Genomic DNA, 20,931 nt, shown 5'->3' on the forward strand with positions numbered 1-20,931 from the left:
GTAAGATTTTACGGCGACGAACCGTTGCATGTGTTGTTAGGTTTAACGCGTCGTTCACCCATTCAATAGGCAATTGTGCATTAAGGACTTCAAGATATTCAGTGTTCAGTGGATAGCAAGTAGAAAGGTCATCTAATTCATTGGCAAACATACTAACTCCTCAGTTACGAAGAGTTAGTTTGCTTGAACTGCAAGATCGTTCAAGTAGTTATATTTTCTTTAAACGATCAGCATTGTGCGAAGGCAGGAATCTGAATCCAGCCAGCACTAACCAAGAGCCAGATCCCGGATAAATGCTGCGCATTTTCCGGGATGACGAGGAGTGTTTTCTAGTTCCCACGCTCTGCGTGGTAATTCATATATGGGTTATAGACTTAATGATTACTATATTGTCCAAATGTAGTTAATTTAAGTTCGGTATGTATTCCCACGGAGAACCGTGGGAACAAGGAATATTCTGAAATGACGAAGTCAAGATGAGAGTCGAAGAAAATATTTTTGAATTCGCTCGCGTCTTGAGTGGGAATCACCTATATTTCACCATCATTAGCTGTCGATAAATTATTTTTTCGACCAACGGCTTGCAGGGGTATCAGTCTTGACAGATTGTGATATACTCTGCGCGCATTTTATATCCTATTAACAGAGTAAGACAATGGCAGATTTATCGAAATACAGAAACATTGGTATTTTCGCGCACGTTGACGCGGGTAAAACCACTACCACTGAGCGTATTCTTAAGCTTACTGGTAAAATCCATAAAACGGGTGAGGTTCACGATGGTGAATCTACTACAGACTTTATGGAACAAGAAGCAGAGCGCGGTATTACTATCCAGTCAGCAGCTGTAACGTGTGAGTGGAAAAATCACCGTCTAAACGTTATCGATACTCCTGGACACGTTGACTTTACAGTTGAAGTATACCGTTCACTTAAAGTACTCGATGGCGGTATCGGTGTATTCTGTGGTTCTGGCGGTGTTGAACCTCAGTCAGAAACTAACTGGCGTTACGCGAACGAATCAGAAGTATCTCGTCTGATCTTCGTAAACAAACTAGACCGTATGGGTGCTGACTTCTTCAACGTTGTTGAGCAAGTTAAAAACGTACTTGGTGCAAACCCACTAGTGATGACTCTACCAATCGGTCGTGAAGACGATTTCGTTGGTGTGGTTGACATCCTAAACCGTCAAGCATACGTATGGGATGACTCAGGTCTACCAGAAAACTACGAAATCAAAGAAGTTCCAGCGGACATGGTTGACGACGTAGAAACATACCGTGAAATGCTAGTTGAAACAGCGGTTGAACAAGACGACGAACTAATGATGGCTTACATGGAAGGTGAAGAACCTTCAGTTGAAGACATCAAACGTTGTATCCGTAAAGGTACTCGTGACCTAGCGTTCTTCCCAACATTCTGTGGTTCTGCATTCAAAAACAAAGGTATGCAACTTGTTCTTGACGCAGTAGTAGATTACCTACCAAGCCCAACAGAAGTTGAGCCACAAGATCTAACTAACCCAGAAACTGGTGAACCAACTGGTGAGAAAGCGATCGTAGACGCAGACCTACCACTTAAAGCTCTTGCGTTTAAGATCATGGATGACCGTTTTGGTGCTCTAACATTCATTCGTATTTACTCAGGCCGCATGAAGAAGGGTGACACTATCCTTAACTCTGCAACTGGTAAAACTGAGCGTATCGGCCGTATGGTTGAGATGCAAGCGAACGACCGTACAGAGATCAACGAAGCTCAAGCGGGTGACATCATCGCTATCGTTGGTATGAAAAACGTGCAAACTGGTCACACTCTATGTGATGTTAAACACGAATGTACTCTAGAACCAATGATCTTCCCAGAGCCAGTAATCTCTATCGCGGTTGCGCCTAAAGATAAAAACGGTTCTGAGAAAATGGGTATCGCGATCGGTAAAATGGTTGCAGAAGATCCATCTTTCCAAGTGGAAACTGACGAAGATTCAGGCGAAACCATCCTTAAAGGTATGGGCGAACTTCACCTGGACATCAAAGTAGACATCCTTAAACGTACTTACGGTGTTGAACTGATTGTTGGTGCTCCTCAAGTAGCTTACCGTGAAACCATCACTAAAGCTGTTGAAGATAGCTACACGCACAAGAAACAGTCTGGTGGTTCAGGTCAGTTCGGTAAGATCGACTACCGTATCAAACCAGGTGAGCCAAACTCAGGCTTCACGTTCAAATCAACCGTTGTTGGTGGTAACGTACCTAAAGAATTCTGGCCTGCAGTAGAAAAAGGCTTTGAAGGCATGATGGCTCACGGTGTTCTAGCTGGCTTCCCTACGCTAGACGTTGAAGTTGAGCTATTTGACGGTGGCTTCCACGCAGTTGACTCATCTGCAATCGCATTTGAAATCGCAGCGAAAGGTGCATTCCGTCAAACTATGCCAAAAGCTGGCGCGCAACTTCTAGAACCAATCATGAAAGTTGACGTGTTCACTCCAGAAGATCACGTTGGAGACGTAATCGGTGACCTTAACCTTCGTCGTGGTATGATCAAAGACCAACAAGCAGCAGCTACTGGCGTACGTATCAAAGCAGACGTTCCACTATCTGAAATGTTCGGCTACATCGGTACTCTACGTACAATGACTTCTGGTCGTGGTCAGTTCTCTATGGAGTTCGCACACTACGCACCATGTCCTGCTAACGTAGCAGAAAAAGTTATCGCTGAAGTTAAAGAGCGTAACGCTAAGAAATAATAGTTAGTAACTGTTATAAAAAAGCCCCACCAGTGAAAGCTGGTGGGGCTTTTTGTTAGTTTCAGTTTATACCCATTTCACTATTTATTTGTTCAGTATTAGACAATGAGCACCGAACGCAAACACGCATTAATTCATCCATGAAGCTCCGCCGAGCCATCCATGGCTCGGAGGGTTTGCTTATCGGTACTCAATGTCTACTTGATCAGAAAATTAATGTGTTTGGTATTACTTAACCCCTCTCCCAAACAATCAACTGATCTTTCGGCCAGTTTTGCCCAATCTCATGATATTTTTTCTCCAACACATGGCGCTTAATTTTTAACGTCGGGGTAAGAATGCCATTGGCAATTGACCACGGTTCTTTGATCATTAACACACCTTTAATTTGTTCGTGAGTTTCCACTTCAGCATTAATGCGTTTAATGATTTTCTCGGTTGTCCTTTCGTAACGGGAACGGTCAAAGTGCGGGAAGGCGTGAGGAACCACTAGCAAAATAGGCGCAGGTAAGCCTAGGCCTATCATGCACATCATTTCTACCCGCGAATATTCAAACAGCTTGTTTTCAATTGGCACCGGGGCAACGAACTTGCCTTTTGCTGTTTTAAAGGTGTCTTTCTTACGCCCTTGAATACTTAGATAACCTTCGTTATCTATCGAGCCAATATCACCGGTGTGCAGCCAGCCTTCATTATCAAATGACTCTTTAGTGGCGATATCGTTATTGTAGTAGCCAGAGAAAATTCCCTGACTGAGCAGCAATATTTCGCCATCTTCGGCAATCTTAATCTTTATGCCCGGGCCTGAGTGACCAACCGTACCAATTTTATCTGCGCGGAAAGGGTAGTTAAGCGTGCTGTAGGCAAATGATTCTGTCATTCCCCAGGCTTCGGTGATGTTTAAGCCCACTTGATGATACCAACTGAGCAAAGAAGCAGAGACAGGCGCAGAGCCACAGCCTAATATCCTTGCCTTGTCTAGCCCTAAACCATCGGCTATCTTGCGTTTGACGATTGAGTTTAGCAACGGAATTTTCAGCAATAGGTTGAGCTTTCGCTGCGCAAGCTTATCGAGAATTCTTTGCTGAAACAGAGTCCATAAACGCGGAACGGAAATAAACAGCGTAGGACGCTGCATTCTGACATCTTCAATAAACGTCTCAAGTGATTCAGGAAAGGCGGTTTGCACGCCACCCTGAATCGAGGTTCCGAAAACGTACACCCGTTCAGTAATATGCGCTAACGGTAGATAAGAGAACAAACGATCGTTATCTTCGATCTGTATCAGATCGATCAGTTGCTGAGCAGACCAAGTAAAAGCTCCGTAGGTCAGCATCGCGCCTTTGGGCTGACCGGATGTGCCGGAGGTATACACCAGAGACATCAGCTTATCATCGTGGTGTTGCACTCTTTCTTCGCTCGGCGGATATTGCTCAATTAAGTCTTGGTATTGATATTGGCATTGCGGCGCTGAATCGTAGGGCAATGAAATACTGATGATATTCGACATCTGTTGTAACACCGCGCTTATCGCTGCGTTGTCGTCCAGCTTACCAACAATAATATGCTGGCTACCGCTATGGCTTAGGCAGAATTCAATGGTATCCGCTCCGGCGGTTGGAAAAATCGGCACGCTGATATAGTCACCCAGCATCAGGGCTAAATCGCAGATAAACCATTCGGCGCAGTTTTTCGCAATCAGCGCCACTTTATCGCCGGGCTTTGCTCCTAGTTTGCGTAGCGCAGAGACTAAACGTAGCGCTTTATCGGCAACGTCAGCGTAGCTAAATTCAACAAATTGGCGGTTAATGATCTGTTTAAGATAAATTTCATTGGGTCGTTCTTTCGCCCATTTTAAGATCATTTCATTTGGTGGAGGCAGAGAGCAGCAAGCTTGATGTGACTCATTTGGCAGAATCATGTTCGAACTCCATGTAACAGTGCTGATTAGTAAATAATAGTTGTTATTGAAATGTTAATTAAAATTTACATTAGCACGCTTGGACGAGTTCGAAAAAGATCAAAAGGTGAAAATTTGTAACTTTATGGGGCATTAATTTGCCGGAATACGCCCGGGCTAATGCCGGTCTTCTTTTTAAAAATCCGTGAGAAATAAGAGACATCGTGATAACCGCACTGATAGGCGACAAAAGCAATCTTCGCATTCGGCTCTTCAAGTAGCAGACGCTTTGCCAGTGTGATGCGCTTACTGCATAGGTAGTCGCGAAAGCTCATGCCCACCATTTTTTTGAACAACTTGGAAAAATAAGAGATCGAGTAATGGCAATAGCCAGCGACATCTTCTTCTTTGATTTCCTGCGTTAAGTTGAGATCAATATGACGCAGAATATCCAACATCTCTTTGGTCATGGCTTGCGGTGAAACAGCAGCATGTTGCAGCCTGGGGTCAAAAGATCGCTGACCAGAAGAAAAGCTTAAACTGAGTTTGTCGCTAATTGTGCGTGCTGCGATCAGTGGATCTTCCTTGGAGATATCGATCAGAGCAAAAACAACGTCATTGCTCTTGATCGAATTTAAATAGTTACCTTCGTGGATGATCACCAAATATTTATTCAGGTTGGCGCAAATTCTCAGCGCAGTGAGTAATAACTCTTGGCATTTTTGATGATGAAGAAAAAATATCGCATAGCGAATACTGGGTTCACTAAGAATGGAAACATCATTACCGTGCTCAATCACAGTAAAAAAAAAGTGACACGCATGGTGTACCCGTTGCGGTAGTTGGTTCACCGGGCTGCCAAGCCAGTGAGCGACATGCTTTGTTGCCATAAATAAGCTTCTATCCTTGCTTGCTAAGTCATGTTCGATCTTTCACTTGTCCTGCTAATCGCTCATCGAATCGCTAATGTTATTGGTCAGGGGATTGTCAGTTGTGTCAATTTATTGTCATGATAATGTAAGGGTAGAGTTATGAAAGAAAAGTGCAAGTTATCACCTAAAAGTTGCAGTATGCCGTCCCCAAAATAGCCTTATAGCATTGCCAAATCACCCGATAGCGTCGCCAAATTGCGCCATTTAGCAGGCTTTAATCGTGATGCTACTTCATATTAGCGATGTAATTTTTTTGATTATTTTCAAAAATGAGAAAGTGCAACGCTAAATTAATCCTTTCGATTTATAGATAGATCACTCAATGCTAACTGTTTGCTTTCGTTTGCTTGAAACTTGTTTCCTAAAGGCTTGCGCGCCAATTTAGTGCGAAATAATGAGTACTAATTAATCCTAAAGATGGAGGGAAATGGCTGCTGTTGGTCTGTTTTCAGGGTAAAAAAGTACCAAAAGAGCACAAAAAAGTCCTAACCGCTCATTTTAGAACTCTCTACATTAGATTTGAGCCAATTAAAAAAGGAGGCCTCAAATGAACAAATTTATTCAGCAAGTAAAAAACTTTTGGGCAGATGAAGATGGACTGAGTGCGGTGGAATATGTAGTGGCGGGAGCATTGGTGGTTGCGGTGTTAGTTGCTGGTTTTGGTGACTTAGGCGATAAACTAAAGACTGCGTTGGATGGTTTGAATACGAATTTAGATACTGAGTTGAGCCCGACTAGCGGTGGGGGTAACACGACTGGCGGTGAGGATTTGTAGTAACAATCATAATTATTAAGTTTTAAGAGGAGGAAAACCTCCTCTTGGATTTAAACCTTTTTTACCGATGCAATGGTGTGCCTATGATATCGACGACAAATGGACGGTGGTTAACTTTTCTGCAAGATGATTCAGGTTTAAGCTCTGTCGAATATGTTGTTGCCGGTTCGTTGGTTGTGGCTGTGTTAGCCGTAGGTTTTACCGCTTTAGGCTTAACTGCGGATAACTACTTAACGGTGTTAACTGCTGCCATGGATTGGGAGTAGTCCGTTTGCTGGGTTATATGGCGTTTACTTGGCCGCTACTTTTTATTATCGGCGTATTTGATGCCCGCGAGCAGCGTATCCCTAATCTGTGGCTGTTAATACTGCTGTGTGTTGCGATTGTGGCTTCATTGGCTTCTTCCGTTGCGATCAGCCAGCGGCTGATTGGCTTTAGCGTGTTGTTTATCTTAATGCTATTGCTTTATATCGTCGGCGGTGTCGCGGCCGGCGATGTCAAACTGGCGGCGGTGATTGGTTATATTCTGGGGTGGGGCGAGCTGACCCATTACAGTTGGGCATTTGCTTTTAGTTGCCTGTTTATTGGGGTGATGTATCAGCTACTTAAGCGTTTAACTGCTGGCGCACAGTACGGTTATTTGGGCTATCAAGCCGTGATGGCGAGTGTCAGCTTTCGTAGCATGACGCCGATGCAAAGCAACGCCACCTATATGCCGCTGGCACCGGTAATGATTATTGCCTTAGCGATCGACCGCTATTTTTCTCATTTTTCATAAAACGGTTTTCTTAACACCCGACACATTTTTTACAGATTCATCTTTTACAAAATCAGCTTTTACAAAACCATCTTTTACAGGAAAAAAGGGAGCCTCATATGGATTTAGAGGTGAAAGAGGTGACCAAACTACCGCCAAGTGACAAAGGGAAGTTAACGCCGCAGGCACCTGCGCCTAAGGTTCCTACCACCTTTGATGAGCTGCATGTTCCCCAGGCGGTACTGGAAAACTTACTGCTTAAGCAACTGGCGGCATACCCCAAATCTGATATTTTGCAATTAACGCGTTTCATGGCGATCAGCAGCCATATGTTGGAAGAGCTGATTGCCATATTGCGTAAAAAATCGTTAGTCGAAGTGTATCAGGCGGAGTCTAATGCTTATTTAGCGCAATCATCCGGGCATGTGCGTTATGGTTTGTCTGAAAGCGGTATGCAAGAGGCGGATAACGCTTTTGCGCGCGATGCCTATTTAGGTCCGGCTCCGGTGTCATTGCAGGATTATAACGCCATGGTGAAGGCGCAAGATGTGCGCGCTAAATTAGTCACCCGCCCGGATGTGACCCGCGCCATGAGCGATGTGTTTGGCGCTGAACGGATGATCTCAGTATTAGGCCCGGCAATTAACTCTGGTCGCGCGTTGCTGCTGTATGGCGATGCCGGTACCGACCGGTAAAACCTATGTGGCAACGCGGCTGCTGAACTCGCTTAATACTTCGGTTTATATCCCTTATGCGGTATATGCCGCAGGCAATATCATCAAAGTGCTTTCACAGCAGCATCATAAACCGGTTGCCGACCAAGAGGCACAACCACAAAGCCTGACCTATAAAGATCAATATGATCGCCGTTGGGTGTTATGCGAACGACCCAGTATTCAGGTGGGTGGTGAGCTCACCATGGATATGCTGGAAGTCAATCATTCAGAGCACAACCGGGTATGGATGGCGCCACTGCAAATGATGGCCAATAACGGCATTTTGGTGATTGACGATTTAGGTCGTCAGCCGATGCCTGTCGATACCATATTGAACCGTTGGATCGTGCCAATGGAGTATTTTTTTGACCATCTTTCGCTGCCAAATGGTCAGCAAATCACTATTCCTTTTATTTTGACTTTAGCTTTTTCGACCAACCTGGATCCGGAAAAAATCAGCGATCCGGCATTTCTTCGCCGTCTGGGCTACAAAATTCAGTTTCACCCGCTACATCAAGCTGAATACCACGCGCTATGGGAAAGTATGGCGAGTGGTCGTTCGCTATCGGTACCGCCAGCGTCTTTTGCAAGCCTATATCACTTACATAGTTTGCATGGCGTGGGTTTTTATCCTTGTCTGCCAAAAGACATTATCGGAATCAGTCGAGACATCATCGCATTTGAAGAAGCACAACCCATTATCACGCCAGAAATACTCGAACGCGCATGGGAAGTGTACTTTACCGCGGATGGAAAAGGAGGAGGCGCTCGATGAGTCGCAATCAGATTATTTTGCTGTTTTTGCTGTCGATCATTTTTGGTCTTGGGGCGGTTTTCTTCGCCAAACAGTGGATGGATAGACAATCTCAGCCACAGACCAAAGTTGAAGTGGTGGAAAGAGAGCCGGTTATCGTCGCCGCGATTGAAATCGCCGCCGGTACGGTGCTGGATGAGCAGCACTTCACCAGCAAACAACTGGAGAAAGCCTGGCGAGCGGAGAACCAATTTACCGATACATCGACGCTGATCGGTATGGTTGCCTCCGACAATATGTACCCTGACGAAATTATTATTGCCGAGCATATCAGCGCGCCGGGACAGGGGGCGACGTTAGCAACCTTAATTCCTGAAGACAAGCGGGCACTGACCATTCGGGTCAATGATGTTATCGGCGTGGCGGGTTTTCTTTTGCCCGGTAACCGGGTCGATATATTAAATACCGTCAACGCTTATACCACTACTGTCTTGAAAGACATCAAGGTGTTAGCTGTCGACCAGACCGCGCGAACAAAAGAGAACAAACCGATCATTGTGCGCGCGGTGACGTTGGAAGTGACGCCAAAAGAAGCGGAAAAATTACTAAGCGCGAACAGTAAAGGTTCGATTCAACTGGCACTGCGTAATCCGAATGCGGTTGAGCCGAAAGTAGTGAAACCGTATGTGGCTCCGAGAGTAACCATTATAAAAGGAACGAATTCTTCAAGTGTTCGTGTCAGGGAGTGAGGTGAGTGATGAAAAGAATAATAACAGCACTGACACTGTGTCTGGCGTTAAGCCACTGGGTATTTGCGGCAACGCAAAGTGGTGAAACGGTCAATGTTCCGCACCACAAATCGACCTTCGTTGAGTTAGCGGGCAAGGCTACCCGAGTTTCGCTGGGGGACCCAGATGTTCTCGACATTGTGATGCTAAAAGCGGACGAGTTGTTTCTAATTGGTAAAAAACTCGGTTCAACCAACTTAATGGCATGGAACAGCAGGGGGGAACTGATTGAGCCATTTAATATTGAGGTGACTCATGATGTGAACAATTTAAAAGCCAAACTGTTCGAGCTGTTGCCCGATGAAACCATCAATGTGCAAAGTGCCCAGAACCGTTTGATATTAAGCGGCCAGGTGAGTTCGTTAGAGAAAATGAATTTGGCGCTGCGTTTGGCGGAAACTTACGCCGCAGGGCAAGCGGCCGATGGTGAAACCGGTTCACGAAATTCTCAAGCCAGCAGCACCGGCGTGGTGAACTTAATGAGCATTGGCGGCGCGCAACAAGTGATGCTGGAAGTGACCGTTGCCGAGGTTCAGCGTAGTTTGGTGCGACGCTTTGGCACCAATTTCAGCTTTTTCCAGACCAACGGTAAGTTTTCGCTCGGCGGTGGCTCGGCAGGGGGCAGTTTAATCCCTTCGTTCGGCACGCTTCCCGGTGGTTCCGGTTCCATTTTGCCAGTCTTAGGCTCTTCTGGGATTGAAAGCACCGGTTTGCTCTCTTCCTTTATTGACGGCAATACCCTGTTTACTTTGGCGTTGGATATCGCCAAAGATACCGGGGTGGCCAAAGTGCTTGCTGAGCCAAACTTAACCGCATTGAGCGGTTCCAACGCGGAGTTTTTGGCGGGGGGCGAATTTCCGATTCCGGTGCCCGGCGATGACGGCATTACTATCGAATATAAAGAGTACGGTGTGGGGGTGAAATTTACCCCAACGATTCTCAGTGATAAGAAAATCAATTTAAATTTGGCGGTTGATGTGAGTGAAATTGCGACCTCTACCGCCTTATCGCTCGGCGCTTCCGGCACCAATGCTACCTACTATATTCCGCCGATCACCCGCCGCAGCGCCTCATCCACCTTAGAGTTGGCTGACGGGCAAACCATTGGTATTGCTGGGCTGCTGAGTGAAAATGTGCGTGATTCGGCCTCCAAGCTGCCCGGCTTGGGTGATTTGCCAATATTAGGCCAGTTGTTTGGTAGTCAGTCCTATATTTCCGGTGAAACCGAGCTGGTGATCCTCGTTACGCCGCGACTGGCGAAACCCATCGATCGTTCTAAAATTAAATTGCCTACTGATGCTTTCGTTGAGCCAAATGACGTCAAATATTACCTATTAGGTAGGGGAGCATATCTGAAAAAACCTGATCAAATTCATCGAGCACCATTGGATCACTCCCAAGTGATGGAACTGTCTGCAAAAGGTGGCAGTGAAGGTTCGTTTGGCCATGAGATGTAAGGAGAGCAAGCAATGAAATACCTATTTTTGATCTTGGTTGCAGGTGTTGTTAGCGGCTGTTCCAATCCTGCGCCAATGGGGAGTTATATGGCGCAAGTAAGGCAAGAGCAAGTGTACAACCCCAATGCCACCATGGAAAACCGGGAAGTGATCCCAACCGGTAACGGTGAAAAAATGGAAGGCATTTATAGCACTTATACCGGCAAAAAAGGTGAGTCTATTGATAGTGCTAATAGCCAGATTTTACAAGGCTTTGCCAATTAAATTGAGGTTTATATGACAACACATCATCCAGTTCGCGGTATGCGAAAACAGCGAGGTCTGGTTGCTGTGATAGTGACTATCGCCCTGTTTTCGTTTATGGGGATTGCCGCACTTGCAGTTGATATCAACCACGCACTGATGAATCGCACTAAATTGCAGAACAGTGTTGATGCGGCAGCATTATCTGCGGCTTTAGCATTAGATCATTCCGATTTGTCGACGGTTACCAGTGCTGAAGCTTTGAGCATTGCGACAACGGCGGCAAAAGATGCATTGGCACAAATGGCAAAGGCGAATGGAAATACGGAACTGGATTTTGTTACCGAACCTGTAGAAGTGAGTATCACTTTATCCAATCGTGGCGATTTTACTGGTATCTATAGTGTGGCGCTCGAAGAACATTATGTGAGAGTCGCTGTTAGTCATCTACCGTTAGCCAGTTTTGTGATGCAAATCTTTGGCCTTGATAAGCAATTAGCAGCGAGTGCTGTAGCCGGCCCAAGCACAGGTGGCGGCAGTTGTAATTTAGTGCCAATGGCTGTGTGTGCAATAGATAAATCAGCCGAGAACTCTGGTTATGGAGTGAATAACGTTTATGCGTTAAAGCTTGCCAGTAACACTTCAGAGATGGGGCCGGGAAACTTCCAGTTGCTCGATTTTAATGCACTAAATCCAGAGGAGCTAACAGATCCCGAAAAACTCAAACTCTCGGAATTATTAGGGGGATCTTTTGAAGGCTGTACCCTTACTGGCAATAAAGTGGTATCGAAACCCGGTAATAATATTGGACCTGTCGGCGAAGGGCTTAATAGCCGTTTTGATAATGATAATTCGAAGTTACCTGCGGACTTGTACCCTGCAGATTTGAATCCAGAAGAAGCGCTATTGGACCCAGATTATGCAGATATGCATGGTTTAAAAAAAGGTACAACACTCAACGAGTTGTATGACATGGTCATCGAGGCTGAAATTGCCGTTAAGACAGGCGTTGACCCCAAGAATAAGAACAAAACGCTGTCAGATGCAGAAAAGGCCTCTTATCAGGCAATCATCAATGAGTTTTCTCCGATCAATGCCAAAGAAGCACTAACTCTTAATTACGATGAATATAAAGCAACGGGAAGTTACCGCCGGCGTCTTTCTGTTCCGATTATTGACTGCTCTGGGGGAGAAACAGGCAAAAGTGAATATGAAGTAACCGCTATTGGGTGTTTTTTCCTTTTACAGCGCGCGCCAGAAAGTAATGGCGATAAGCAGGAAATTTATGGCGAGTATTTGCAAAAATGCCCAACCACTAATGTGCCTTATAACGGCGTCAGCAACAATTTAGGTACTTATCGTATCGTGTTGTATGACGACCCTTTTAATAAGGAGTCTTGAGTATGCGTTGTTCTGTTGGCAAACAATCGGGGCTTGCTGCGGTAGAGTTTCTGGTGACCTTACCCATTTTGTTGTTCATATTTACTGCGGTGATTGAGTTCGGTAATGCTTTTATTCATTACAGCACGTTAAATAAGTCGGTACAAAATGCCGCACGTTATGCCGTGGTTGATATTTATGGTACGGCTATGTCAAACGCGATTGCTGATGAAAACGATATAAAGAAAATGGTGATGTACGGTAAAAAATCATTTGCCGATGGAGAAATACCCAAACCGATTCTCGATTCATTACAGTTAGACAATATCTCTGTGACTAAAGACGGAGATTATGTCGTGATCAGCGCCGCTTATGATTTTGAATCAATCCTCAACCTTCTTCCCATTGATGCATTAGATAATCTGAATATCCGATCTTCTGCCATTATGAGGATAGCGCCATGAAGTTTTATTCTCGTCAAGCTGATCGTCGCCTCCCTGATCATCATCAGCTGTATCGCAAGCAACAAGGTGTGACGGTTGTGGAATTCTCAGTAGTGGCATCAATGCTGTTGTTGTTGATTTTTGCCATCTTAGAGTTGGGATACTTTACTTTTAGCATGCAAGCACTTAATGACTTAACTCGCCGAGCGGCTCGTATAGCGACGGTGTGTAAAGTTAATGATGATGCTATTAAACCATTAGCGTTAGCGGAACATGTACCGAAAAATTTTACCAGTGAAAATTTGAGTATTGATTATTTGGATGCTGATGGTCAGGAGGTCGCCAATATATCGACGACTAATGCGGATATCCATTATGTCAGAGCAAAAGTGGTTAATTATAACTATGGCTTTTCCGGCATTTTGAATTTTCTGGGTGATCAGGGCGTGATTACGGTTGCGCCGTTTGAAACCGTATTAGCCGCTGAGTCTTTGGGGATAGGAAGACCAGACCCCGTAACCAATGAACCGTTATATATTGACTGCCAATAAAAATAATAAAGGGAGCCTCTATGGGGGAAGCAGTAAAATTGTCTCGTAGCGACAGTAATAATATAAGGCTGAAAACCAATTTATCGATTTGGGTTTTATATTCGAGTGATGCGTTTAAATTACACATGATGAATGAGTTGGCTAAATGTCCAAGTCTCAGCTTTGAATCGATTTCGTTACACAGCGTTATGGCCGACAGTTTTAAGCATTTTACGCCACCGGATCTTATTTTCGTGGAAACCGGACCGAATTGGGCGCAGAAGGTGGTGGAATTACAAAACTATGACGGCCCGATGTTAGAACATTCTGACGTCAATACTTCGTTGATTATTTTTGGCGATGAAAGCGATAACGGCGCATTAAAAATCGCCTTACGGCTTGGCGCAGCCGACTTTATTTCCCATTTATCGGGCATCATGGAGTTGATGCCATTATTGAAAAATGTCGCGGAAGATAAAATAGCGGCGAGAAAGCTCGGCCAATTATTTGCCTTTTTAAATACCAAAGGTGGCTCTGGTGCGACCACGATTGCCCTCAATACGGCAGTGGAAGTGGCACTGCAAAATAAAGACAAAGTGCTGCTTTTGGATTTAGACATCCATTTTGGTGTGGTTATGGACTATCTCAATATTAGCCCTGCCTACAGCATTAATGACGCGATTGCCAATGTGAAAGATTTGGACGAGATGTCGTTGCACTCATTGGTCTCTAAACACCCTTCCGGCTTGCATGTGCTTAGCTTCAAACATGAAAACCATAACGAAAACTTTGATAAAGCGATGCAGATGGGGCGTTTGCTGCCGACGTTAATGGAATTCTACCCCTACATTTTTGTCGATTTATCTTCCGGGGTTGATCGTATGTTTGCGCCGGTATTATCGCAGGCAACAAAAGTCTTTTTAGTCACGCAGCAAAACTTGGTGGCGGTGAAAAATGCCTCACGCATGACCAAGTCGTTGACCTTGGAATATGGCATCGCCAAAGAGCAGATTGAGTTAATTGTGAATCGTTATGAAAAAAGGCAACAGATTCGCTTGAAAGATATTGAACTGACACTGGGAAGCTTAGCGATGCACATCATTCCCAATGATTTTAAGGCCGCCATAGAGAGTGCCAACTTAGGTAAGCCGTTTGTTGAATCAAGAAGAAATAGTTCGATAACCAAATCCGTTGCCGAATTGTCGCAAACCTTAGCCCCAGTCAAAAGTAAAAAGGGTTGGTTGAAACGTCTGTTTTCCTGATGGATTAGGGAGAGGTCATGTTTTTTAAACGTAAGAGTATTAATCCTGACTTCCAGAGCGATGTCGGGAACACGGTGTTGCCGTTAGTGGAGCAAGCGGAACGAGCGAAATCCATTGCGACGCCGCAAAAGCAAGACAAAGCGGCTGCGCCCAAACAGGACGACAATCCACTGCAACGTAAAATACGCGAAGCGGAAGCGAAAAATCGCGAGATTGATGAAACACGTAAGCAGCTCGAACAAGAGCAGGCAACAAAGCACTACTATCACCGAAGATTATTAGAAACCTTAGATTTAGCACTGCTTTCGAGTCTGGAAAAAGACCGGGCAAAAAAAGATCTGCATGACGCTATTGTGCAACTGATGGCTGAAGATCAAAGCCACGCTTTAAGTGCGGAAGGGCGCAAGCGAGTCATCAAACAGATTGAAGATGAAGTGTTTGGTTTGGGGCCATTAGAGCCGCTTTTAAATGATTCCACGGTTTCTGATATTTTGGTCAATGGTGCCAAAAGTGTGTTTGTTGAACGGCGCGGTAAACTGGAGAAAACACCCTACACCTTCCTTGATGACCGCCATCTGCGCAGCATTATTGACCGAATTGTTAGCCAAGTGGGGCGACGCATTGATGAGTCTTCGCCTATGGTGGATGCGCGTTTAGCTGATGGCTCCCGTGTCAACGCCATTATTCCGCCGTTGGCGCTTGATGGGCCTTCGGTTTCCATTCGTCGTTTTGCGGTCGATAAGCTGACCATGGATAATTTGCTCTCGTTTAACTCTATCTCTGAGCCAATGGCTAAGTTTGTTGAAGCGGCAGTGAAAGGCGAACTCAATATTCTTATTTCTGGTGGTACAGGCTCAGGAAAAACCACCACGCTCAATATCTTTTCCGGATTTATTCCCACCGATGACCGAATCATCACCATTGAAGACTCTGCTGAGTTGCAATTACAACAACCGCATGTGGTTCGCTTAGAGACCCGACCTGCCAACCTCGAAGGCAAAGGTGAGATCACGCAAAGGGATCTGGTTAAAAACTCATTGCGTATGCGACCCGACCGAATCGTGCTTGGTGAGGTGCGTGGCAGTGAAGCGGTGGACATGCTGGCGGCAATGAATACCGGTCACGACGGCTCGTTGGCAACCATTCACGCCAATACCCCGCGTGATGCACTAAGCCGGGTGGAAAACATGTTTGCCATGGCGGGGTGGAATATATCAACCAAGAACTTGCGGGCTCAGATAGCATCAGCGATTCACTTAGTGGTGCAAATGGAACGTCAGGAAGACGGTAAACGGCGCATGGTCAGCATTGCCGAAATCAATGGCATGGAAGGCGACATTATTACCATGTCAGAAATCTTCAAATTCCAACGTCAGGGGATGGATGAAGAGGGCAATGTGATTGGCTATTTTACCGCGACAGGTGTTATCCCACAGTGTCATTATTCTTTGTCTAAACGTGGCTGGCATTTGCCTTATGACATTTTCAATGAAACCTTTGAGTAGAGAGGAATAGTATGCAACAGGATTCGCTTTATTTTTTTGCTTTACTGTTTGTTGCTGTTTTTCTCATCTCTCAGGCATTTTTAATGCCCGCTGCGGGGAATAAAGCTAAGCACAGAGCGATTAGTAAGAGGCTTAAAGAGAGTCAGTCATTAGTTGATGAACAAAGCCGTTCTTTACTTAATGAACACTACATCAAGAGCTTGTCGCCTGTTGACCAAAAATTGGTCAGCTTCAGTTATTTCGCTAATATGAAGAAAAACTTGGAACTGGCCGGTATTCGTTCTTCGTTAACTCGTGTGGTGAGTTATGCCTTTGTCAGTCAAATCTTAGTGTTGTCGTTATTTATTTTTCTTGGCGCTGAAATATATATTTCAGTCGCTATAAGTTTTATCGTTTGGTTAATTCTCTACTTTTTGATTAGCAGTAAAATTTCCAAACGATTAGGTAAGTTTGAAGAATTATTTCCTGATGCTCTGGATATCATGAAGCGCATGCTCTCTGCGGGGCATCCCATTACTTATACTTTTAGTGAAGTAGGTAAAGAGTTGCCAGAGCCTGTAGGTAGTGAATTTAAAAATACCTTTAACTTACTCAATTATGGCTACGATATTCGCCTTGCCATGATGCAAATGGTAGAACGAAACCCTACGGTATCGATGTTTGCTTTTTCCAGCGCAGTGCTTTTGCAGAAAGAGACCGGGGGGGATTTGTCTGAAAACTTAGATAAAGTGTCCAAAGTCTTACGTGCTCGTTTTAAATTACAACGAAAAATTAAGACTCTCTCTGCTGAAAGTAAAATGTCCGCCTGGGTATTGATGCTTGCTCCTTTTGCGATATTCATTATGTTAAGTGTTATTAGTCCTGGATATTTAGAGCCTCTTTATATGGATCCCAGAGGGCATAAATTAATTATGTATGGTGGCATTGGGTTGTTTTTTGGTGCTTTATGGATCCGGAAAATTATTAATTTTGAGGTTTGATTTATGCAGGAGTTTAATTTATGCAGGAGATAGCCACTTATCTACAAAATTTCAAATTAAGTGAAGAAAATCTAATTTTGCTTATGATTATGTTTGCCACTGTATTGGTTGTGATCACGTTATTTTTATTAGTATTTGGTGGCTCGCGGCAGTCTACCGTTCGTACTCGTTTACAAAATTATAAAGTGGATACCGAGCTAACGAAAAGAAATAGCAAAATTGATAATGCGCTGGAGTCATTAACTCCCATTTTTACCACCAGCAGCGTTAAAGAACGAGAAACGGTTCGTCATCAATTGATGCATGCCGGTTTTCACAATGAAACCGCGCTCACTTATTTTTATGTGCTAAAAACACTCTCGACATTGATTGGATTGTTTGCCGGCTTAATGTATTTCACTTTTTCTGACAGTGAACAAAACCCTCTGCTTATCTTGATTTTTAGTGTCGGAATTGGGCTTTTTATCCCTAATGTATTTTTACGTCATTTAGTGAAAAAACGTCAATCCAGGATCCGCGCTGGTGTACCCGATATGTTGGATTTATTGGTTGTCTGTACGGAATCAGGTTTGGGATTAAATGCCGGTCTACTGCGCATTTCAAAAGAGTTGAGTATGTCCCATATCGATTTGGCCGATGAACTTGATACCGTATGCTTGAAAATTAAAGCCGGTTACGAGATGTCAGAAGCCTTTCAAGGATTTGTTGAAAGAACAGGCGTGGAGGAATTAGCCGGTTTGATCAGTATGCTTTCTCATGCGGCTCGCATTGGTGGCAGTTTGTCACAAACTCTGCGTGATTATACGGAAGATTATCGAGATAAGCGGAACCAGGAAGTAGAAGAGATTGCCGCTAAGATACCAACAAAAATGATATTTCCGCTATTGGTCTGTATCTGGCCCGGATTTTTTATCGTTGTGCTTGGTCCGGCAATTATCAAATTAATGGAAGCTTTTGGACAATAGAGGACGAAGGATGAAAAAATACAACTATAGCGCTCTACTGTTAATCGTCGTTTTATCCGGCTGTGCCAGTGATGCAGACAAACAATCGAAGCGATTTGAAAGTGAACTGTACGATGGACGCCCGGTCGAAACCTTTGATTCCGATGCCGCACCTTTAAACGAGGTGGAAGCCATTAAGCGTGGCGATTACGCATTAAGGCAAAATAATTCCGATTTGGCACTTTACGAATATATCCGCTCGCTTGAATTTCCTCATCCGCAATACAGTGACAAAACCTTATACACCATTGGTCGAATTCATCAGTCGCGCGGCAACTACGAGCTTGCAGAAAAAGCGTATTTGTTGGCGTTGGAGCACAACCCTAATAATGTTCAGGTGTTAGAGCAGTTAGGTTCAAATTACAGTAAGCAGGGTAAAGTAGATGAAGGTCGCAGCCACTTTCTTAAAGCCATTAATGCCGATCAGCTACGTTTAAATACAAGATTAACGTTAAGTGATGAAGCCAGTGTTGCTGATGTTGATGCCTTGGGCAGTGATAACTTATCCCCGGCAATGGCTTATATGGGATTAGGCGTGCTGGATGATGTAAAAGCGCAACATGGCAGAGCTCAGGCCTTTTACCGACAGGCATTAAAAATTCAGCCTAAATCGGCTAAATCACTGATGAACATGGGCTATTCCTACTATATGAGCGGTGATTACCAACAAGCGACCCGTTTTACTTTAGCAGCACTTGAACAAGAGCCTGACAACGAGAAAGCGTTGAATAATTTGGCATTAATTCATCTGGCGAAAGGGGAGGCACAGCGCGCGCTCAATGTGTTTATGCGCCGGATGGATGCCGCGGAAGCATTGAATAATGTCGGCTACTTTTTGCTGCTGCAGGGCAAACCCGATGAAGCGATTCCTTATTTACAGCAAGCTATCGACAAAAAGCCTTCTTACTACAAAATTGCCAATGAAAACTTAGAAAGAGCCTTAGCCGAAGTACGAGCCAAAGCTCCTGCCAATTCAGATATCGCCTCTCGGTGATGTTTAGTTTATACCGTTCTAGATAAAAATATGGTCAGATTGAACATCGGTGGAGCAGTAAATGGCTATCGAACGCAAACACGCATGAACCCTTCCATGGGGCTCCGCCGAGCCATCCATGGCTCGGAGGGTTTGCTTATCGATACCCATTCACTGACCAGAAAGTTTTCCATATGGTATTAATGACGATCAGCTCTATCCTTGGGATCTGGCTCAGGATAGGCTTCAATCACTCGCTTCAAGTATTCCTGATGATATCTAAGCCCATTGACGCAATGCTTATCGAGTTTGCCGCTGGCCACCATTTTCTCTAATTCGAGCAGTGCGAAGGGAACCGACCATGCTTGTTTGTATGGTCGGTGACTGGTCAAGGCATCGAAGACATTGGCGACGGTAATGATGCGCGCAGAGACCGGAATGTCTTGCTGAGTTAAACCATACGGATAGCCACTGCCATCTAAAAATTCATGATGGTATGCAACGATCTCTTTTAATACCGCAACACAAGGATGGTCAGGTGAGCCCATCTCATCAATGATTTGATTGATGATCTCGACACCTTTTTCCACATGATCTTGCAGTTGATCGCGTTCTTCGTTAATCAGTGAACCGGACTTAGTTAATAAACTCGCCGGAACCGATAGTTTTCCGATGTCATGGCACTTAGAAAACTGCGTGATGTTCTCTATGATCTCGTCGTCTAGCTGATAAATATGAGCAACTTCCAGCGCAATGACTTTCGCATAGCGGCAGATCCTTTCTCTGTGCTCAAAAGACTCCTGCCAATGCGCCTTTGATTGAGAATGAACGAGGCTAGCTGAATCCAGCAATGAATGCACTAAGTCATATTCAGACGTGATGATAAAGCGAATGATATCCAAAAATGGTTTAAGCGACCCGGCAACCGATTCATCGAATAAATGCTGCTGGCATGAATTTAAAAAGATAAAGCCTATAAATTTCTTCTCCTGGAAAACAGAATTACCTAGGAAAACAGGAACGGCAAGAGATGAGCGATACCCCTGTTCTATCAACCATTTAGTGTGAGGATATTTGGCATTCAGTTGATTTGGTATGTCGCCTAAATAGCGGCTTTCGCCCGTCTCTGAGCAAATTTTTAAGGCGGGCAACTCGGATAAAGGAAACTCGTAATGCATCAGTTCAAAGCCATGGAAGGTGCTATCGGCATAGGTTTTAAGGTGATCATTTTCATCGTCATAAAGAGCAAAAGAAATGCGATCAATTTCCGGAGCAGACACGCGTAATCGCTGATGAAGATCAGCAAGCTGATCGTTCAGCGTTCCCGTTGAAGCGAAATAGCTGTGGTTGCTATTTTTGCTGTGCGTGTCCATTTCATCCCCCCAATTTTAGCGTTTCACTATCCCTAGATTTATATACTGATAATTACTTAATAAGTTTAGTTGAGGTTACCATTTGCTGTTTGATTAATCGCCAATAAAAATGCTGCAAAACATTATCGTGAAATCGTTTACCTATTATCGTGTAAGGGTTCTATAGCAATGCTTTCGGTAGTAGATAGATAATTGATGGCTAAAGTGGTCCCTTTTTTATGACAATTTAGTGTAATTGGTGTAAACGCTTTCACATTGTAGCCATGATCACAGAATACAGGCGATATAGCCTGTTAAACTCTTGCTCATTGGATGAGATGTTTTTTTGAGGTAAGTGAAGTGAAAGTATTGGTCACTGGCGGTATGGGCTACATAGGTAGCCATACCTGTGTACAAATGATTGAAGCCGGCATGGA

At 44.4% G+C, this 20,931-nt stretch carries 18 protein-coding genes and 1 pseudogene; 16 read left to right on the forward strand and 3 right to left on the reverse strand.

What is annotated here, in order from left to right:
* Window positions 1–655: 655 nt before the first annotated feature.
* Window positions 656–2,743, forward strand: a complete 2,088-nt coding sequence (gene fusA / locus ACK5MF_RS12550; protein ID WP_416922716.1) for an elongation factor G — start codon at window positions 656–658, stop codon at window positions 2,741–2,743.
* A gap of 232 nt (window positions 2,744–2,975) precedes the next feature.
* Here fusA and ACK5MF_RS12555 read toward each other — a convergent pair whose 3' ends face one another.
* Both ACK5MF_RS12555 and ACK5MF_RS12560 read right to left on the reverse strand, forming a co-directional pair.
* On the reverse strand, window positions 2,976–4,664 hold the full coding sequence (locus ACK5MF_RS12555) for an AMP-binding protein (protein WP_416922718.1): 1,689 nt from the start codon (window positions 4,662–4,664) through the stop codon (window positions 2,976–2,978).
* A 122-nt stretch (window positions 4,665–4,786) separates the two neighbouring features.
* The gene (locus ACK5MF_RS12560) at window positions 4,787–5,533 is read right to left on the reverse strand and encodes a helix-turn-helix domain-containing protein (protein WP_416922719.1); all 747 of its coding nucleotides are present in this window, start codon (window positions 5,531–5,533) and stop codon (window positions 4,787–4,789) included.
* A 589-nt stretch (window positions 5,534–6,122) separates the two neighbouring features.
* Between ACK5MF_RS12560 and ACK5MF_RS12565 the strand changes: the two genes are divergently transcribed.
* From ACK5MF_RS12565 to ACK5MF_RS12635, 15 genes and pseudogenes are all read left to right on the forward strand, one after another.
* Window positions 6,123–6,350, forward strand: a complete 228-nt coding sequence (locus tag ACK5MF_RS12565) for a Flp family type IVb pilin (protein ID WP_416922721.1) — start codon at window positions 6,123–6,125, stop codon at window positions 6,348–6,350.
* Window positions 6,351–6,433: 83 nt separating this feature from the next.
* Entirely contained in the window at window positions 6,434–6,616 is a 183-nt protein-coding gene (locus ACK5MF_RS12570) for a Flp family type IVb pilin (RefSeq protein WP_416922723.1), read from the forward strand.
* A 17-nt stretch (window positions 6,617–6,633) separates the two neighbouring features.
* Window positions 6,634–7,128 carry a prepilin peptidase gene (locus ACK5MF_RS12575; protein WP_416922726.1) on the forward strand — a complete coding sequence of 165 codons (495 nt, stop codon included), beginning with the start codon at window positions 6,634–6,636 and terminating at the stop codon, window positions 7,126–7,128.
* A 98-nt stretch (window positions 7,129–7,226) separates the two neighbouring features.
* A pseudogene (locus tag ACK5MF_RS12580) lies at window positions 7,227–8,598 on the forward strand (AAA family ATPase).
* Complete coding sequence (cpaB, locus tag ACK5MF_RS12585; protein WP_416922728.1) at window positions 8,595–9,326, forward strand: Flp pilus assembly protein CpaB; 732 nt, start codon at window positions 8,595–8,597, stop codon at window positions 9,324–9,326. Before ACK5MF_RS12580 ends, cpaB begins: the two are co-directional and overlap by 4 nt.
* Before the next feature lie 8 nt (window positions 9,327–9,334).
* Window positions 9,335–10,822, forward strand: a complete 1,488-nt coding sequence (locus tag ACK5MF_RS12590) for a type II and III secretion system protein family protein (protein WP_416922750.1) — start codon at window positions 9,335–9,337, stop codon at window positions 10,820–10,822.
* A gap of 12 nt (window positions 10,823–10,834) precedes the next feature.
* Window positions 10,835–11,086 (forward strand): hypothetical protein, encoded by a 252-nt coding sequence (locus ACK5MF_RS12595; protein ID WP_416922730.1) that lies wholly within the window; start codon window positions 10,835–10,837, stop codon window positions 11,084–11,086.
* Between the two features lie 12 nt (window positions 11,087–11,098).
* Window positions 11,099–12,466 (forward strand): pilus assembly protein TadG-related protein, encoded by a 1,368-nt coding sequence (locus ACK5MF_RS12600; protein WP_416922733.1) that lies wholly within the window; start codon window positions 11,099–11,101, stop codon window positions 12,464–12,466.
* Between the two features lie 2 nt (window positions 12,467–12,468).
* The gene (locus tag ACK5MF_RS12605; RefSeq protein ID WP_416922734.1) at window positions 12,469–12,909 is read left to right on the forward strand and encodes a TadE family protein; all 441 of its coding nucleotides are present in this window, start codon (window positions 12,469–12,471) and stop codon (window positions 12,907–12,909) included.
* The gene (locus tag ACK5MF_RS12610) at window positions 12,906–13,439 is read left to right on the forward strand and encodes a TadE family protein (protein WP_416922736.1); all 534 of its coding nucleotides are present in this window, start codon (window positions 12,906–12,908) and stop codon (window positions 13,437–13,439) included. Before ACK5MF_RS12605 ends, ACK5MF_RS12610 begins: the two co-directional genes overlap by 4 nt.
* A 20-nt stretch (window positions 13,440–13,459) precedes the next feature.
* Window positions 13,460–14,680: an AAA family ATPase gene (locus tag ACK5MF_RS12615; protein ID WP_416922738.1), complete on the forward strand. Its 1,221-nt coding sequence runs from the start codon at window positions 13,460–13,462 to the stop codon at window positions 14,678–14,680.
* Window positions 14,681–14,697: 17 nt separating this feature from the next.
* Window positions 14,698–16,185 carry a CpaF family protein gene (locus ACK5MF_RS12620; RefSeq protein WP_416922740.1) on the forward strand — a complete coding sequence of 496 codons (1,488 nt, stop codon included), beginning with the start codon at window positions 14,698–14,700 and terminating at the stop codon, window positions 16,183–16,185.
* Between the two features lie 11 nt (window positions 16,186–16,196).
* Entirely contained in the window at window positions 16,197–17,165 is a 969-nt protein-coding gene (locus ACK5MF_RS12625; RefSeq protein WP_416922742.1) for a type II secretion system F family protein, read from the forward strand.
* A 20-nt stretch (window positions 17,166–17,185) separates the two neighbouring features.
* Window positions 17,186–18,130 carry a type II secretion system F family protein gene (locus ACK5MF_RS12630; RefSeq protein ID WP_416922744.1) on the forward strand — a complete coding sequence of 315 codons (945 nt, stop codon included), beginning with the start codon at window positions 17,186–17,188 and terminating at the stop codon, window positions 18,128–18,130.
* Between the two features lie 10 nt (window positions 18,131–18,140).
* Complete coding sequence (locus ACK5MF_RS12635; RefSeq protein ID WP_416922746.1) at window positions 18,141–19,163, forward strand: tetratricopeptide repeat protein; 1,023 nt, start codon at window positions 18,141–18,143, stop codon at window positions 19,161–19,163.
* 179 nt (window positions 19,164–19,342) lie between these two features.
* Here the strand turns inward: ACK5MF_RS12635 and ACK5MF_RS12640 are convergent, their stop codons facing one another.
* Window positions 19,343–20,515 carry an HD domain-containing phosphohydrolase gene (locus ACK5MF_RS12640; protein WP_416922748.1) on the reverse strand — a complete coding sequence of 391 codons (1,173 nt, stop codon included), beginning with the start codon at window positions 20,513–20,515 and terminating at the stop codon, window positions 19,343–19,345.
* Window positions 20,516–20,931: the final 416 nt, after the last annotated feature.

Source organism: Vibrio sp., from assembly GCF_047973365.1.
Taxonomy (GTDB): Bacteria; Pseudomonadota; Gammaproteobacteria; order Enterobacterales; family Vibrionaceae; genus Vibrio.

Excerpts from the sequence above, each read along its gene's own strand:
- ACK5MF_RS12620 (WP_416922740.1), top strand. The coding sequence starts at position 14,698 with ATGTTTTTTAAACGTAAGAGTATTAATCCTGACTTCCAGAGCGATGTC.
- ACK5MF_RS12555 (WP_416922718.1), bottom strand. The coding sequence starts at position 4,664 with ATGATTCTGCCAAATGAGTCACATCAAGCTTGCTGCTCTCTGCCTCCA.
- ACK5MF_RS12575 (WP_416922726.1), top strand. The coding sequence starts at position 6,634 with ATGGCGTTTACTTGGCCGCTACTTTTTATTATCGGCGTATTTGATGCC.
- ACK5MF_RS12610 (WP_416922736.1), top strand. The coding sequence starts at position 12,906 with ATGAAGTTTTATTCTCGTCAAGCTGATCGTCGCCTCCCTGATCATCAT.
- ACK5MF_RS12630 (WP_416922744.1), top strand. The coding sequence starts at position 17,186 with ATGCAGGAGATAGCCACTTATCTACAAAATTTCAAATTAAGTGAAGAA.
- ACK5MF_RS12595 (WP_416922730.1), top strand. The coding sequence starts at position 10,835 with ATGAAATACCTATTTTTGATCTTGGTTGCAGGTGTTGTTAGCGGCTGT.
- ACK5MF_RS12600 (WP_416922733.1), top strand. The coding sequence starts at position 11,099 with ATGACAACACATCATCCAGTTCGCGGTATGCGAAAACAGCGAGGTCTG.
- ACK5MF_RS12560 (WP_416922719.1), bottom strand. The coding sequence starts at position 5,533 with ATGGCAACAAAGCATGTCGCTCACTGGCTTGGCAGCCCGGTGAACCAA.
- cpaB (WP_416922728.1), top strand. The coding sequence starts at position 8,595 with ATGAGTCGCAATCAGATTATTTTGCTGTTTTTGCTGTCGATCATTTTT.
- ACK5MF_RS12590 (WP_416922750.1), top strand. The coding sequence starts at position 9,335 with ATGAAAAGAATAATAACAGCACTGACACTGTGTCTGGCGTTAAGCCAC.
- ACK5MF_RS12635 (WP_416922746.1), top strand. The coding sequence starts at position 18,141 with ATGAAAAAATACAACTATAGCGCTCTACTGTTAATCGTCGTTTTATCC.
- ACK5MF_RS12615 (WP_416922738.1), top strand. The coding sequence starts at position 13,460 with ATGGGGGAAGCAGTAAAATTGTCTCGTAGCGACAGTAATAATATAAGG.
- ACK5MF_RS12570 (WP_416922723.1), top strand. The coding sequence starts at position 6,434 with ATGATATCGACGACAAATGGACGGTGGTTAACTTTTCTGCAAGATGAT.
- ACK5MF_RS12625 (WP_416922742.1), top strand. The coding sequence starts at position 16,197 with ATGCAACAGGATTCGCTTTATTTTTTTGCTTTACTGTTTGTTGCTGTT.
- ACK5MF_RS12640 (WP_416922748.1), bottom strand. The coding sequence starts at position 20,515 with ATGGACACGCACAGCAAAAATAGCAACCACAGCTATTTCGCTTCAACG.
- ACK5MF_RS12605 (WP_416922734.1), top strand. The coding sequence starts at position 12,469 with ATGCGTTGTTCTGTTGGCAAACAATCGGGGCTTGCTGCGGTAGAGTTT.
- ACK5MF_RS12565 (WP_416922721.1), top strand. The coding sequence starts at position 6,123 with ATGAACAAATTTATTCAGCAAGTAAAAAACTTTTGGGCAGATGAAGAT.
- fusA (WP_416922716.1), top strand. The coding sequence starts at position 656 with ATGGCAGATTTATCGAAATACAGAAACATTGGTATTTTCGCGCACGTT.